This is a genomic window from Hydrogenophaga pseudoflava, assembly GCF_031020795.1.
GTDB lineage: Bacteria > Pseudomonadota > Gammaproteobacteria > Burkholderiales > Burkholderiaceae_C > Hydrogenophaga > Hydrogenophaga pseudoflava_A.
Genome location: NZ_JAVHJP010000003.1, coordinates 516,605 through 530,647 on the forward strand (window position 1 = coordinate 516,605; position 14,043 = coordinate 530,647).

At 68.0% G+C, this 14,043-nt stretch carries 17 protein-coding genes; 6 read left to right on the forward strand and 11 right to left on the reverse strand.

Annotation, left to right across the window (positions count from 1 at the left end; genetic code table 11):
- Positions 1 to 38 precede the first annotated feature (38 nt).
- A complete protein-coding gene (locus tag RCO38_RS12045) occupies positions 39 to 938 on the forward strand; it encodes a Tim44 domain-containing protein (protein ID WP_308328552.1) in 900 nt (299 codons plus the stop codon).
- A gap of 65 nt (positions 939 to 1,003) precedes the next feature.
- On the opposite strand, the gene RCO38_RS12050 is transcribed toward RCO38_RS12045, so the two are convergent.
- Positions 1,004 to 2,545, reverse strand: a complete 1,542-nt coding sequence (locus RCO38_RS12050) for a sigma 54-interacting transcriptional regulator (RefSeq protein ID WP_308328553.1) — start codon at positions 2,543 to 2,545, stop codon at positions 1,004 to 1,006.
- A gap of 210 nt (positions 2,546 to 2,755) precedes the next feature.
- On the opposite strand from RCO38_RS12050, the gene RCO38_RS12055 reads away from it, so the two are divergent.
- Together RCO38_RS12055 and RCO38_RS12060 are read left to right on the forward strand one after the other, a co-directional pair.
- Positions 2,756 to 4,009 carry a D-amino acid dehydrogenase gene (locus RCO38_RS12055; RefSeq protein WP_308328554.1) on the forward strand — a complete coding sequence of 418 codons (1,254 nt, stop codon included), beginning with the start codon at positions 2,756 to 2,758 and terminating at the stop codon, positions 4,007 to 4,009.
- Positions 4,010 to 4,027: 18 nt separating this feature from the next.
- Positions 4,028 to 5,092 (forward strand): calcium:proton antiporter, encoded by a 1,065-nt coding sequence (locus tag RCO38_RS12060; protein WP_308328555.1) that lies wholly within the window; start codon positions 4,028 to 4,030, stop codon positions 5,090 to 5,092.
- A gap of 11 nt (positions 5,093 to 5,103) precedes the next feature.
- Here RCO38_RS12060 and RCO38_RS12065 read toward each other — a convergent pair whose 3' ends face one another.
- From RCO38_RS12065 to RCO38_RS12075, 3 genes are all read right to left on the reverse strand, one after another.
- Positions 5,104 to 5,502 (reverse strand): HD domain-containing protein, encoded by a 399-nt coding sequence (locus tag RCO38_RS12065; protein ID WP_308328556.1) that lies wholly within the window; start codon positions 5,500 to 5,502, stop codon positions 5,104 to 5,106.
- Between the two features lie 123 nt (positions 5,503 to 5,625).
- On the reverse strand, positions 5,626 to 6,903 hold the full coding sequence (locus tag RCO38_RS12070) for a glycerophosphodiester phosphodiesterase family protein (protein WP_308328557.1): 1,278 nt from the start codon (positions 6,901 to 6,903) through the stop codon (positions 5,626 to 5,628).
- Between the two features lie 154 nt (positions 6,904 to 7,057).
- Positions 7,058 to 8,020 carry a hypothetical protein gene (locus tag RCO38_RS12075; protein ID WP_308328558.1) on the reverse strand — a complete coding sequence of 321 codons (963 nt, stop codon included), beginning with the start codon at positions 8,018 to 8,020 and terminating at the stop codon, positions 7,058 to 7,060.
- Between the two features lie 212 nt (positions 8,021 to 8,232).
- On the opposite strand from RCO38_RS12075, the gene RCO38_RS12080 reads away from it, so the two are divergent.
- Entirely contained in the window at positions 8,233 to 8,625 is a 393-nt protein-coding gene (locus RCO38_RS12080) for a DUF6152 family protein (RefSeq protein ID WP_308328559.1), read from the forward strand.
- Positions 8,625 to 9,110: a hypothetical protein gene (locus RCO38_RS12085; RefSeq protein WP_308328560.1), complete on the forward strand. Its 486-nt coding sequence runs from the start codon at positions 8,625 to 8,627 to the stop codon at positions 9,108 to 9,110. Before RCO38_RS12080 ends, RCO38_RS12085 begins: the two co-directional genes overlap by 1 nt.
- On the opposite strand, the gene RCO38_RS12090 is transcribed toward RCO38_RS12085, so the two are convergent.
- From RCO38_RS12090 to RCO38_RS12115, 6 genes are all read right to left on the reverse strand, one after another.
- Positions 9,101 to 10,372 carry an RNA polymerase sigma factor gene (locus RCO38_RS12090; protein ID WP_308328561.1) on the reverse strand — a complete coding sequence of 424 codons (1,272 nt, stop codon included), beginning with the start codon at positions 10,370 to 10,372 and terminating at the stop codon, positions 9,101 to 9,103. The genes RCO38_RS12085 and RCO38_RS12090 overlap by 10 nt on opposite strands.
- A 23-nt stretch (positions 10,373 to 10,395) precedes the next feature.
- Positions 10,396 to 10,806 (reverse strand): VOC family protein, encoded by a 411-nt coding sequence (locus RCO38_RS12095; protein WP_308328562.1) that lies wholly within the window; start codon positions 10,804 to 10,806, stop codon positions 10,396 to 10,398.
- A gap of 11 nt (positions 10,807 to 10,817) precedes the next feature.
- The gene (locus tag RCO38_RS12100; protein ID WP_308328563.1) at positions 10,818 to 11,243 is read right to left on the reverse strand and encodes a YciI family protein; all 426 of its coding nucleotides are present in this window, start codon (positions 11,241 to 11,243) and stop codon (positions 10,818 to 10,820) included.
- 105 nt (positions 11,244 to 11,348) lie between these two features.
- Positions 11,349 to 11,789 carry a VOC family protein gene (locus RCO38_RS12105; RefSeq protein ID WP_308328564.1) on the reverse strand — a complete coding sequence of 147 codons (441 nt, stop codon included), beginning with the start codon at positions 11,787 to 11,789 and terminating at the stop codon, positions 11,349 to 11,351.
- A 10-nt stretch (positions 11,790 to 11,799) separates the two neighbouring features.
- Complete coding sequence (locus tag RCO38_RS12110) at positions 11,800 to 12,243, reverse strand: SRPBCC family protein (RefSeq protein WP_308328565.1); 444 nt, start codon at positions 12,241 to 12,243, stop codon at positions 11,800 to 11,802.
- A gap of 82 nt (positions 12,244 to 12,325) precedes the next feature.
- Positions 12,326 to 12,691: a YciI family protein gene (locus tag RCO38_RS12115; RefSeq protein ID WP_308328567.1), complete on the reverse strand. Its 366-nt coding sequence runs from the start codon at positions 12,689 to 12,691 to the stop codon at positions 12,326 to 12,328.
- Between the two features lie 129 nt (positions 12,692 to 12,820).
- On the opposite strand from RCO38_RS12115, the gene RCO38_RS12120 reads away from it, so the two are divergent.
- Positions 12,821 to 13,096, forward strand: a complete 276-nt coding sequence (locus RCO38_RS12120; RefSeq protein ID WP_308328568.1) for an AraC family ligand binding domain-containing protein — start codon at positions 12,821 to 12,823, stop codon at positions 13,094 to 13,096.
- Positions 13,097 to 13,181: 85 nt separating this feature from the next.
- Here the strand turns inward: RCO38_RS12120 and RCO38_RS12125 are convergent, their stop codons facing one another.
- Positions 13,182 to 13,946 (reverse strand): enoyl-CoA hydratase, encoded by a 765-nt coding sequence (locus RCO38_RS12125; RefSeq protein ID WP_308328569.1) that lies wholly within the window; start codon positions 13,944 to 13,946, stop codon positions 13,182 to 13,184.
- Between the last annotated feature and the right edge of the window lie 97 nt (positions 13,947 to 14,043).

Genomic DNA, 14,043 nt, shown 5'->3' on the forward strand with positions numbered 1-14,043 from the left:
CGCGCGTCACGTTCCATTCATCCACGAAGGAGACCCTCATGAAAAAACTGTTGTCCCTGTTGGCCGTCGTGCTGACACTGGGCCTGGGCACCGCTCACATGGACGCCGAAGCCAAGCGCATCGGCGGCGGCAAGTCGCTGGGCATGCAGCGTCAGGCCACGCCCCCCGCCAAGACCCCGGACGTCACGCCGAATGCCGCTCCGGCGGCTGGCGCCGCTGCGGGCGCCGGTGCCGCGGCTGCGGCCCCCAAGCGCAACTGGCTGGGTCCGGTCGCCGGTCTGGCCGCGGGCCTGGGCCTGGCCGCACTGGCCTCTCACCTGGGCTTCGGTGAAGGGTTCGCCAACATGCTGATGATCGCCCTGCTGGTGATGATCGCGTTCGCCGCGTTCCGCTTCTTCATGGCCCGCCGCGCCGCGTCGCAGAACGGTGGCATGGCCTACGCCGGTGCGGGTGCCGGCGCCGGTGCGCCGAACAACGCCTTCCGCATGCCTGCCAGTCCGGCCCAGACCGGTGGCGCAGCGGCCGGCGGCTCGATGATCGGCGCCAACCTGCAAGGCGCTCAGCCGCGCATTCCGGCCGACTTCGACGTGGCCGCCTTCGAACGCAACGCCAAGGTCAACTACATCCGCCTGCAGGCGGCCAACGACACCGGCAACCTGGACGACATCCGCCAGTTCACCTCGCCAGAGATGTTCGCCGAGCTGCAGATGGACATCCGCGACCGCAACGGCGCCACCCAGCACACCGACGTGCTGAGCCTGAACGCCCAGGTGCTGGAAGTGGCCGAAGACGGCGCCCTGTATGTCGTCAGCGTGCGCTTTACCGGCGAACTGCGCGAAGACGGTGTGACCGGCCCGGTCGACGAGATCTGGCACCTGACCAAGCCGCGCCAGGGCAACGGCGGCTGGATCCTCGCGGGCATCCAGCAAGGCGCCTGACCGATTGTTGTTCCACGAGTACTCCTCGCTTGCCCTGGCTGACCGCCGGGGCTTTTTTTTGCCCGTCAGGCGGCTTTGAGTCCGTAGCGTCGCAGGCGCGCGGCGATGGCCGAGTGCGAGGTGCCCAGGCGCTCGGCCAGCTTGCGGGTGCTGGGGTAATCGGGCAGCAGGCGCTGCAGCAGCTCGCGCTCGAAGCCGGCCACCGCCGCGTCCAGTGTCGTGATCTCCTCCCGCACAGAAGCCGGCAGGGCCGCGCGCACATCGGCCCCTGCCAGCTCCAATGCCGCCACATCGATCACTGCCGCATCGCTGAGCGTGACCGCACGAAACACCACGTTCTGCAGCTGCCGCACGTTGCCGTGCCAGGGGCTGGCCAGCAGGGCCTCGCCGGCGGCACGGCTGAGCCGCGCCCTGGGTCGGCCGATCTGCGCGCAGGCGCGTTCGAGGAACACCTGGGCCAGCGGCAGGATGTCCTCGGTGCGCTCGCGCAGCGGCGGCAGGTTCAGCTGCAGCACGTCGAGCCGGAACAACAGGTCCTGGCGGAACGCGCCGCTGGCGACCATGTCCTCCAGCGCGCGGTGGGTCGCGCTGATGATGCGCACATTGACCCTGAGGTCGCGCTCCCCGCCGACGCGGCGGAAACTCCCGTCGTTGAGGAAGCGCAGCAGCTTGGCCTGCAGGTAGGGCGACATCTCGCCCACCTCGTCGAGGAACAGGGTGCCGCCGTCGGTCAGTTCCAGCAGGCCGGGCCGGCCACCGCGCAGCGCACCTGTGAAGGCGCCGCTGGCGTAGCCGAACAGCTCGCTCTCGGCCAGGCTCTCGGGCAGAGCCGCGCAGTTGAGCGCGAAGAAGGGCTGGTCGCGGCGAGGACTGCCGGCGTGGCAGGCCTGCGCCACCAGCTCCTTGCCGGTGCCGGTCTCGCCGCGGATCAGCAGCGGCGCGTCGACCTGGGCCATGCGCATGGCGCGTTGCTTGAGCGCTCGGATCGCGGGCGACTGGCCGAGGATGGCCTCGAAGCCCCCGGCGCCGTGGTTCTGCAGCGCGCTGATGCGCTCGCCCAGGCGCTGCGGCGCGTGCAGCGTGAGCACCGCGCCGGCCACGCTGCCGCCCGCGTCGTGCAGCGCCACGGTTTCCATGAGGAAACGCTGCCCACCGACCTGCACCTCGCTTACCGGCAGGCGCGCACCCTGCGCCACCAGCGCGTCCACCAGCGCCGCGTCGCCCGTCAGTTCGCGCAACGAGCGGCCGGCCAGCTCGGCCTCGGGCATGCCGCACACCGCCACCGCGGCCGCGTTCGCCAGCACCACCACCCCGCGACCGTCGACCGCCAGCACGGGGTCGGTGAGCGAGGTCATGAGCGCGTCCAGATACAGCCGCCGCCGGGCGCCGGGCAGCATCTCCAGCTCCGCCACCGAGAGCACGCCCGCCACCCGCAGCAGCGGCTCGCGCAGCGCGGCCAGGTCGTCGGCGCCGAGCGCGGGCGCTTCGATGTAGATGTGCGGCGGATCGACCTCGACCGCCGACACGTTGAGCGCGCGGCTGGCAAGCGCGGCGAGGATTTCCTGGGCGATGCCGACGCGGTCGGTGAAGTGGACGTCGATGCGCATGATTTGTACCGATTTCGATCCATTGTATCGATTTCAATCCAGACTTGACCAATCAACGTATCGAGATCAATACACACCGGCGGCATGCCGGTCACTTTTCTTTTCAAATCAGGTACTTGCGGTGCCCGGCGCCATGGCACGACGCTTGCAAACCGCCGCATCGGGCCACAAGCGTCGCCATCGCGCCGCAGGCCCCGTCGGAGAAAAACAATGAAGGTTCTGGTTCTGGGCAGCGGTGTCATCGGCACCACCATCGCGTACTACCTGGCGCGCGACGGCCACGAGGTCGAGGTGATCGAGCGCCAGCCCGGCCCGGCGCTGGAAACCAGCTACGCCAACGCCGGCGAGGTCTCGCCCGGCTATTCCGCGCCCTGGGCCGGCCCGGGCGTGCCGGTCAAGGCGATCAAGTGGCTGCTGATGCACCACAGCCCACTGGTCATCAAGCCCATGCTCGACCCGGCCATGTGGCGCTGGGGCCTGCAGATGCTGCGCAACTGCACCGAGGCGCGCTACCAGGTCAACAAGGGCCGCATGGTGCGGCTGGCCGAATACAGCCGCGACTGCCTCAAGGAGTTGCGCGACGACATCGGTATCCAGTACGACCACCGCGAGCAAGGCACGCTTCAGCTGTTTCGCACCCAGAAGCAGCTCGACGGCACCGGCAAGGACATCGAGATCCTCAAGGAGTACGGCGTGCCCTACCAGGTGCTCGACCGCGCCGGCTACCTGCAGTACGAGCCCGCGCTGGCCGACGTGCAGGAGAAGTTCGTCGGCGCGCTGCGCCTGCCCGGCGACGAGACCGGCGACTGCTTCAAGTTCACCAACGCGCTGGCGGAAAAGGCCAAGGCGCTGGGCGTGACATTCCGCTTCGGCGTGAGCATTGACGCACTGGAGAGCAAGGGCAACAAGATCACCGGCGTGCGCACCAGCGAAGGCCTCAAGACCGCCGACCGCTACGTGCTGGCACTGGGCAGCTATTCCACCGCGATGCTCGCGCCATTGGGCATCGACATCCCGGTTTACCCGGTCAAGGGCTTCTCGATCACCGTGCCCATCACCAACGCGGCCAAGGCTCCCGAGTCGACCATCATGGACGAGACCCACAAAGTCGCCGTCACGCGCCTGGGCGACCGCATCCGGGTCGGCGGCACGGCGCAGCTCTCGGGCTTTGATCTGGAACTCAACGAGAGCCGGCGCAAGACGCTGGAGTTTGTCGTCACCGACCTGTTCCCCAAGGGCGGCGACGTGGCCAAGGCCGAGTTCTGGACCGGCCTGCGCCCGATGACACCGGACGGCACGCCCATCGTCGGCGGCTGCCAGTACGACAACCTGCTGCTGTCCACCGGCCACGGCACGCTGGGCTGGACCATGGCCACCGGCACCGGCCGCGTGATGGCCGACCTGATCGCCGGCCGCACGCCCGAGATCGGCATGGAAGGCCTCACGGTCGCACGCTACCGCTGAGCCCCGCACAATCGGTCGATGGACCGATTTGTGCTCTTCCCCCTGTTGGCCGCCGCCGTGCTGGGCGCCGGCCTCGCCCTGCCCATGGGCGCCGTGCTGCTGCTGGCCAGCGTGTCCGCCCTGGTGGTGGCGGTCGTCAGCGCCGTGCACCACGCCGAGGTGATTGCCCACAAGGTGGGTGAACCCTTCGGTACCCTGGTGCTGGCGCTGGCCGTCACCGTGATCGAGGTGGCCCTGGTGCTCTCGATGATGCTGGCCGGCGGCGCCAACGCCGCCACCGTGCCGCGCGACACCATCTACTCCGCGGTCATGATCATCTGCAACGGCGTGGTCGGCATCTGCCTGCTGCTGGGTGGCCTGCAGCACCGCGAACAGCTGTTCCGCATCGAGGGCACGGGCTCGGGCCTGGCCGCGCTGGTGGTGATGTCGACGCTGGTGATGGTCATGCCCTCGCTGACCACCAGCGCGCCCGGCGCCAGCTACACCGCCTCGCAACTGCTGTTCGTGGCGGCCGGGTCGCTGGTGCTGTGGCTGGTGTTCGTGTTCATCCAGACCGTGCGCCACCGCGACTACTTCCTGCCCGCGGTGGGTGCGGAGGACGAGTCGGTGCACGCACCGCCGCCGGACGCTCGCGCGGCGCTGGCCAGCTTTGCCCTGCTGCTGGTGGCGCTGGTCAGCGTGGTCGGTCTGGCCAAACTGCTCTCTCCTTCGCTGGAGGCCCTGGTCCAGGCATGGCGCGCGCCGACGGCCGTCGTCGGCACGTTGATCGCCATCATCGTGCTCGCGCCCGAAACCTGGGCCGCCATCCGCGCCGCCCGGGCCGACCGCCTGCAGACCAGCATGAACCTGGCCATCGGGTCGGCACTGGCCTCCATCGGTCTGACCATCCCGGTGGTGGTGCTGGCGGCGGTCTGGCTGGAACTGCCGCTGACCCTGGGCGTGACACCCAAGGACATGGCCCTGCTGGCGCTGACCTTCATCGTCGGCGCGATCACCCTGGGCACGGGCCGTACCAACCTGATGCAGGGGGCCATCCACCTGGTGGTGTTCGCAGCCTTCCTGTTCCTGACTTTCGTGCCCTGAGGTGGCGCCGCTCAGGCGCCCGCCTTCTCCACCGGCAGCGCCGCCTTGTAGACCGAATTCTTCGGCACGGCCATCAACCGCCGCAGCATGGGCTCGAAGTGGCTCAGCGGCAGGGTTTCGTTGGCCGGGTCCGGATGGTTGAACGAACCCAACGTATCGCCGATGTCGTGCAGCAGCGCGCACACCACGTACTCCTCGTCGCGCCCGTCCCGCAGCGCGAGGGTTGCGGTCTGCAGGCTGTGCGTCAGCCGGTCGACCGGAAAACCGCCGTGGTCACCGTCCAGCAGCTTCAGGTGGTCGAGCACCCGGTCGGGCAGGGTTTTGGCCATCGCCATGGCCTCGGGAAGGATGCAGGCCCAGTCTTCACGGGTGCTTTCTTCCATGCGTCTGAAGGTGGCTCTGGCGTTCATCGGTGTCTCCTGGGATCGGCGGTCTGACAGGTCGCTTCTCAGGCCATCGTCCCCCAAAGCACGAGCCCCCACAAGACCAGTTTCCCGAACACCAGTCACCTGGCAGACAGCCGGTACAGCCGGTCAGCGCAGGCCCATGCAGTTGGCGTAGAAGGTGGTGGTGGCGGGCCAGTCGGAGAACACGCCGACCACGCCCACGTCCTTGGCCAGCACGTGCAGCGCCTGCAGCATGTCGCCCTCGTTCTTCACCGCGCTGTCGAAGGTCTGGTAGTACCAGCCGTTGCTGCCGTCGGCCAGGATGCCCGAGCGCTCCAGCGTCCAGGTGATCAGGCCGAGGCCGGCGGCCTTCGCGTCCCTGGCGGCCTGCGAGGGCACGATCTTCCCGCCCTCGGCCGCCAGCAGCGCGAAGGTCGGAGGCGCCCAGAAGTGGATGCCCTGTGACTTGTAGCCCGACAGGGTCCTGAGGTCGGGCAGATCGGCCACCGAATTGGCGTCGTCCAGGTACACCGCCTGCCTGCCGAACGCGGCCTCGTTGTTCACCCAGTACAGCACGTCGCCGATGTCGAAGGACTGCGGGAACACGTCGCGCGGCGCCACCTTCGCGGCCTTGTACTCGTCGATCATCTTCTGCGCGTAGGCCTGCTGGGTGAAGCCGTCGAACGGCATGGCCACGCTCGGGCTCTTGAGTTCGGGCGTCATCTTCACGCCCAGCCGCTTGAACAGCTCGATCGATTCGGCGTGGGTCATCAGCGTGCCGCTGGTGGGGCCCGAATACAGGTCGGTGCGCCAGTTGGCCGTGCCACCCAGGTACTGCTCGGGCGTGCGCGCCGCGGGGTTGAAGGCGTCCATCTTGCCGCGCAGTGTCTTGAACTCGGCCAGCGTGATGTCGCTGGTGCGGCATTCGGCCTTGGCCGGCGTCACCACCTTGCCCTCGGCGTCGAGCACGGCCGGCACGAAGGGCTGGGTGCACTTGGCGGCCAGCGGCGTGACCAGGATGTTGGTGGTCGTGTGCAGGTCGTTCTGCGCATGGCGGCAGACTAGTTCCTTGTCCTTGGTGAAGGTGACGTCGCATTCCACGATGCCGGCACCCATGCGCGCGGCGGCCGTGTACGACTCCACCGTGTGCTCGGGGAACTGCATGGCGGCGCCGCGGTGCCCGATGGAGAAGTCGCGCGGCGTGAAGTCGCCTCGCTGGGCGCAGCGCTGCAGATCGCGCTTGAGCGGACCGTCGGCCATGTCGTCGACCAGGAAGAAAGGCCGCGGGCCGAGTTGCACATGGCTCGGGCGCCCGGCGCCGCCATGCGAGGCGTGGCGATGGGCGGCGGCAGGCGACTGGGCCAGCGCCATGGAAGCGGTCAGGCCGAGCAAGGCCAGACCCAGGACACGGGGCAAGAACGACATGGGGATTCCCTCCGGTGGGATGAACGAATGATCGGTGGTGCAGCGGTGCGCCTTCAACAGGCGCCCGACCGGCGGATCATCGGAAGGGGGTGTGACGTGGGTATGACGGGGCTAGTTCATGTCGCCCCCCTTGCGGGCAGCGGGCACGACCTGGTCATCGGCATTGTCTGAGCTTGTTTTCGATCTTCCTGAGTGCTTCGAGTCGCTCGGCACGATGCGGCCAACTGGCAGAGGCCTCTGCCTGGACGCGTTGCAGTCGAATGGATTCAATGGCCAGCGTCAGCACCCTCTCATCACACACACCCCGCAGTTTGAGATCGGCAAAAGCCAAACCAACGGTTGCGTCGTAGCGCAACTCGTTGTCCATGGACTCGATACCCGCGTAACCCCACCTCACGCAGAGCTGCTTGAAGAAGTGCAGCGGATCAACTTCTCGACCTGCTTCGAGCCATTGTCGATACGCACTCAACAGATCGGCGCCGGTGTCGCTTCCGTTGGGGGCGAATGAATCAGCAACGTCCCAGAAGAATGGGTCGTCCAGGATCTTGCGCGCCTTCGGATGGAAATCCTCCCAGTTAATGAACAGCCTTTCCCAGGAAGACATGGCTTCGCGTTTGGCTTCTTCTGCTGCACTCAACGCTGCTGCAAGACGTTGGAGATCGGCATCGGTGGTTGGGATGCGGAGCCGCGCAGCTTCGCAATGAGCGAAAAACGCATCGAGATCAAAATCATCAGCAGGCTTGATTCGACTTCTCATCAACGACAGTGCGCGACAGACCTCGTCCACACCCCTCTCAAACACGGGCAGAGACAGACGATCAGAAGTTTTCCCTCCCCGGTCCTCCTCCAGTTCGCTGGCCACTTCAATCTCGACCCGGCCCTTCGCTCTTCGGTAGTTGATCTTCGGAAGGGTTGATCGGTAGCTGTCGTGCTGCTGCAGCAGCGTTTGCAGGTTTTTTTGGGGTGAACCCACGTTCCGAAAATGGAGCGTCACGATCAACTCCCTGACCGCGCCGCCAAACTCGTCAGCACCCATCATCAGAAAGTGGGCAATGGGCGCCAGCGCGGTGTGAGCGCCGTACATGTTGTACGACTTCGCCATGACATAAAAATCCAAGCCGGTCTCCCTACAAATGGCGCGAAGGCCCCTCACGCGATCCCAGATTTTCGGTCAGGCAACGACATAGGCCAATACGGAGCCCCCATACGCACTCGTTTCTGGCGCCGCAAACTGCCCAGCCCGCACAGGGTAAAGCATTGCGCAGGCCAAGAGAGGGACGCACACTGCCGACTTCCGATGGCTCCCGTTCCTTCCCTGTGAGACCCTTCATGACCCCGACTCCCACACCGTTCTTAGCACATGTCTTTCGGCTGCTGGCCGCAGCAGCGTTCGCGGTGTTGGTGTCCCTGCCCGCCGCCGCCCACCACGGCTGGGTCTGGGCGGAAGACGTGAACTCCGAACTCACGGGCACCATCGTCGCGGCCAAGCTGGGCAACCCGCATGGCGAGCTGACGCTGGCGGTGGATGGGGCGAACTGGATCGTCGAGGTCGGCCAGCCCTGGCGCAACGAGCGGGCCGGACTCAAGGACGCGATGCTGGCCAAGGGCGTGAAGCTCACCGTGTCGGGCCACAAACACAGCGACCCGAAAAAGAAGGTCTTCAAGGCCGAGCGCCTGGTGATCGACGGCAAGACCTACGACCTCTACCCCGACCGCAACTGATGCCGCTGGAGTCGCTGGCCGCCGCACTGCAGGCCAGCGGCCTGTCGGAGCTGCTGCGTGCCTCGGTCTGGCTCTACCCGCTGGTGAACACCGGCCATGTGGTGGGCATCGCGCTGCTGTTCGGCGCCATCGTCCCGCTGGACCTGCGGCTGCTCGGGGTGTTCCGGGCGGTGCCGCTGGCGCCGCTGGTCAGCACCCTGGTGCCCGTGTCCGTCGCCGGGCTGCTGCTGGCGCTGGCCAGCGGCGCGCTGCTCTTCGCCACGCGCCCGCTGGACTACGTGGTTGAGCCGCTGTTCGGCATCAAGCTGGCGCTGCTGGGCGCGGCGGTGCTCAACGCACTGTGGCTGCGGTTCGATCCGGAGTGGCGGCGCCTGGGCGCCGCACCCGGCGCGGCAACCTGCCGGGGCTGGCGCGTGCACGGTGCGCTGTCGCTGCTGCTCTGGCTGGGGGTGATCACCGCAGGCCGGCTGATCGGCTACCGGTAGGTTTCGGCGCGCGCGCGCAGCAGCGCCTGTTCGCGCTCGTTGCCAGCCGCCTCTGCGGCCCGGAGGAACGCGGCCCTCGCCTCCTCACCCCGTCCGAGCTTGCCCAGCAGATCGCCCTGCACGGCGGGCAGCCAGTGGTAGCGTGCGAGCGCTTTGTCCTGCAGCAGCGACTCGACGATGGTCAGGCCCGCGGCCGGCCCTTCGGCCATGCCCACCGCCACCGCGCGGTTGAGTTCCACCACCGGAGAGGGCGCGGTGCGCATGAGCTCCGCATACAGCGCCGCGATCTGTTTCCAGTCGGTGTCGTCGGCGCGCGCCGCGCGCGCGTGGCAGGCCGCGATCTGCGCCTGCAGGCGGTAGCGGCCGACGGGCTGGCCGAGGGTCTGCGCGCGGTCGAGTGCGGCCAGGCCGCGGCGGATCAGCAGACGGTCCCAGCGCCGTCGGTCCTGGTCGGCCAGCAGCACGGGCTGGCCGTCGCGGTCGGTGCGCGCCGCGGTGCGCGAGGCCTGGATTTCCATCAGCGCCAGCAGGCCGTGCACCTCGGCCTCCTGCGGCGCGAGTTCGGCCAGCATGCGGCCCAGGCGCAGGGCCTCGTCGCACAGGGCGGGCCGCATCCAGTCGCTGCCGCTGGTGGCGGTGTAGCCCTCGTTGAAGACCAGGTACACCACTTGGAGCACCGAGCCCAGGCGCTCGCCCAGCTGCTCGGGCGGCGGCAGCTCGAACGGCACCTGGGCCTCGGCCAGCGTGCGCTTGGCGCGCACCAGGCGCTGGGCCAGCGTGGCCTCGGGCACCAGGTAGGCGCGGGCGATCTCGCCGGTGGTCAGGCCCCCCAGCAGCTTGAGCGTGAGCGCCACGCGCGACTCCGGCGGCAGCACCGGGTGGCAGGCGGTGAAGATCAGGCGCAGCAGGTCGTCGCCCAGCACGGCCTCTTCGCGCTGGCGGTCGAGGCCGTCGCTGAAATCGGGCACCACGTGGGCCTCCATCGCTTCGAGGTCGCTGGCGATGTCGCCGTGCCGGGCCTCGGCCATCTGCCGGTGGCGCAGGTGATCGAGCGCGCGGTTCAGCGCCGTGGTCATCAGCCAGGCCGCGGGCCGGTCGGGCAGTCCGTCCTGCGGCCAGCGCTCCAGCGCGGCCACCAGGGCGTCCTGCGCCAGTTCCTCGGCCACGCCCACATCGCGCACGCGCCGCGCCAGCGCCGCCACGATGCGGGCGGATTCGAGGCGCCAGACGGTGGCGATGGTGTCATGGACCGAGGAGTGCACGCGCCGTTTCTACACCCGGACCGTCACATCTGCGCGGGCGCGGCCGATTCGTCCATCCAGAACACCTCCCACTGGTGGCCGTCGAGGTCGGCGAAACCGTCCTGGAACATGAAGCCATAGTCCTTGGGCTCCGGAATGCGGGTCGCCCCGGCGGCCACGGCCTTGCGCACCACCTCCTCCACCTCGGCACGGCTGTCGACCGACAGGGCCAGGATGACTTCGGTGCTCTGGTGGGCGTCGCAGATCGGCTTCTGGACAAAGCCCTGGAAGAAGGGCTTGATCAGCAGCATGGCGTAGAAGTTCTCGCCGATCTCCAGGCAGGCCCCCTGCTCGTTGGTGAAGCGCGGGTTGAACGTGAGGCCCAGGGCCTTGAAGAAGGCCTGCGAACGGGCCATGTCCTGGATGGGCAGGTTGACAAACATCTGGCGAAACATGGGGTTCTCCTTCAGGCCTGGGCGATGCCGTCGATGGCTTTCATCTGGTCCAGCGCGGCGCTGGGCGGGAATTCGTCGAGCTCGATCAGCTGGCGCAGCTCGATCACCGCGGCCTTGCCTTGGCCGGCCGGGTTGGGAAAGCGCCGGCTCCACTCCATGGCCTCTTCGCGCGAGCGCACCTGGATCAGGGTGTAGCCAGCAATCAGCTCTTTCGCTTCGGCGAACGGGCCATCCACCACACGCCGCCCGCCGGCCTCGTCGTAGTGGATGCGCCAGCCGGTGCGGCTGGGGTGCAGACCGCTGCCGTCCAGCAGCACGCCCGCGCGTGCCAGCTCCTCGTGGTAGGCGGCCATCTCGGCCATGAGTTCTTCGGGCGCCTCGGGCATGAGCTCGGCCTCGAACTCCGGGCAGCTTTTGACAATGATCATGAATCGCATGAGAAAGGTCCTCCGGTTTTCAGTTTCGGGAACACCGCGGAACTGGCTTTGCCGGGCCGCAGGTGTTGCCCCCTTGAGGGGTCGTGCGCAGCACGGCGGGGGTGATCATGTTTTGCAGGCAGGCGGCTCCATGTTCGGCTGAAGCATGCTGTTGTGGTTGCCTTCGGTGTCGCGGAAGACCACGTACTCGCCCACGCCAGGAATGGCCATCGGCTCGCCGATCACCTCGCCGCCCGCGTCGCGCACGCGCTGCATGGCGGCGCCGATGTCGGGCACGCCGATCACCACCGAGGGATGCTGCATCGGCCAGTCGGCCTTGAAGGGGAACAGCCCGCCGTTGATCGAGCCCAGCGCGGCCTCGGGCGGCATGGGCGGGCGGGCGCCTGCGGGCGCGGTGTTGACCAGCAGGTAGTCGCCCATCTGGGGGCCGAGGAACTGGTGGGTCCAGCCGAAGGCGGCGGCGTAGAAGCGCGCGGCGCGCTCGTGGTCCCTGTAGGGCATCTCGAAGTGCACGACGGCGCACATGGGCACGGTGGTGGTGGTCATGGGAGTCTCCTCAGCGGGGGGTTTCACAGAGTTCCTTGAGCGCCTGCAGCGCCTTGGGCCAGGTCTGGTTCATCCAGTCCTCGTAGGTGCCGAACACGTCGACATCGACCCGCAGGTGCGTACCGCCGGCGTCGTCGGTGAAGGTGTAGTTCTCGAAGCAGGGTGTCAAGGCGCGCGCCGCCTCGCTGGTGGTGTCTTCCACCCCGTTTTGGATCATGCCCAGGTGGTGGATGGAGACAAACTCGGCCGGCCGGTGCTCGGCGATCTCGGCGACCATGCCGTCGCCGTTGGGCGCACAGAAGCGGATGGTGGTGCCGGCCTCCCAGCTGCCTTCGTAGCGCGAGCCTTCGCAGAAGACAGCGGTCCAGCGCTCGTAGGTGGGCGTGTACAGCATGGTGCGCCAGACGCGTTCGCGCGGCGCGGCGATGTGGATGTCGAAATGCAGGGTGGTCATGGCAGGACTCCTTGGTGGCTACAACACCACGACGAAGCAGCCTGCGCGATTTCGACAGGCCCGATCTACGGGAAAACCCGGATCAGGCCAGACTCTCGTCGAAACAGGGGGCCAGTGCCCGCACCTCCACCGTGCACCACTGGGCGGCGGGACATTCGTGGGCCAGTGCGATGGCCTGCTCGCGGGTCACGTTCTGCAACAGGAAGAAACCACCGATCATTTCCTTGGCCTCTGCAAAAGGCCCGTCCAGGGTCTGCGCCCGGCCGTGGGCGTGGCTCACGCGCACCGCCCCGTCCAGCCCCGCCAGCGACTCCACGGCCTTGAGCCGGCCCTGGGCCGCCAGACGTTCGCCGAACGCGACCATGGCGGCGTAGGCGGCGCGGCCCTCGGCTTCGGTGCGGGTGGCGCGCTGGCCGACGGGTTCGTGGATCAGGAGCATGTAGGACATGGCGGGCCTTTCGGAGGTCGGAACGCTGAACCGCGCATGCTACACAGGAGCGGCCCGCGGCAAACCCCTACACGCGCCATGCCGACAGCACCATGCTGCAATGAAGCCCCGCGCAGCCAGGAGACCACCATGCCCAATACCTTCGAAACCTTCAAAAGTGTGGCCCTGGCCGAGGGCTTTGACGAGGTGCTGGAGCGGGTGTGGGCACCGGACACGACGCTGGAAGAACACACACACCCTTTCGCCGTGAAGGCGCTGGTGGTCCAGGGCGAGATGTGGCTCACCGCGGGCGGCGAGACCCGGCACCTGGTGCCGGGTGAGCTGTTCGAGCTGGAGCACGGTGAGCCGCACGCCGAGCGCTACGGACCCGAAGGCGCCACCTACTGGGTGGCGCGTCTGAACTGAGGCCCCCACGCTCCACCGCTGCGCGTGTCGCTGCCCCCCAGGGGGGCTGATTCACCTTGGCGCGGCCCAGCGGCGAATCGCCTGATCAGAGCTTCGAGAAGTCCGGCTTGCGGCGTTCCATGAAGGCGCCAAAGGCTTCCCTGGCGGCCGGCTCGCCGAGCATGCGGCCGAAGCTCGCGCCCTCTTCGGCCATGGTCGCCATCACCAGCGCGGCGTTGCCCTTCTTCATGAGCCGCTTGGTCTCGACCAGCGAGGCCAGCGGCTTGGCCGCGAGCTTGCGCGCCACCGACTGCGCATAGCCGGTCACTTCGCTGGGTGGCAGCACGCGGTTGACCAGACCCACTTCCAGCGCGGCCTCGGCCATGAAGGGCTCGCCCAGCAGCAGCGCCTCGGCCGCGCGGTGGTAGCCCAGCATCTGCGGCACCAGAAGGCTCGACGCGGCCTCGGGACACAGGCCCAGGTTCACGAAAGGCATGGAGAAGGCGGCGTTGTCGCCCGCGTAGACCAGGTCGCAGTGGAACAGCAGCGTGGTGCCGATGCCCACGGCCGGGCCGCAAACCGCTGCCAACAGCGGCTTGGGAAACTGCGCGATGCCGCGCAGGAAGCGGAACACCGGCGAGTCTTCGGTCGCGGGCGGGTTGTTCAGGAAGTCGCCGATGTCGTTGCCGGCGCTGAAGGTGGTCTCGTGGCCCTGGAACACCAACACGCGCACGGCCGGGTCGGCGGCTGCGGCAGCGACCGCGTCGGCCAGCGCGCCGTACATGGCGGCGGTGATCGAGTTCTTCTTGTCGGGGCGGTTGAAGGTCAGCGTGGTGATGCCGGCTTCGGTGTGGACGAGGATGTCGGACATGGTGTGGAGCTCGCTCTGGGGTGGCAAAAAGTCGGCGCAAGTTAACACGAAAGCGCCGCCCGGCGTGGGGTGGCCTGCCCAATCGGCGACAAGCCGG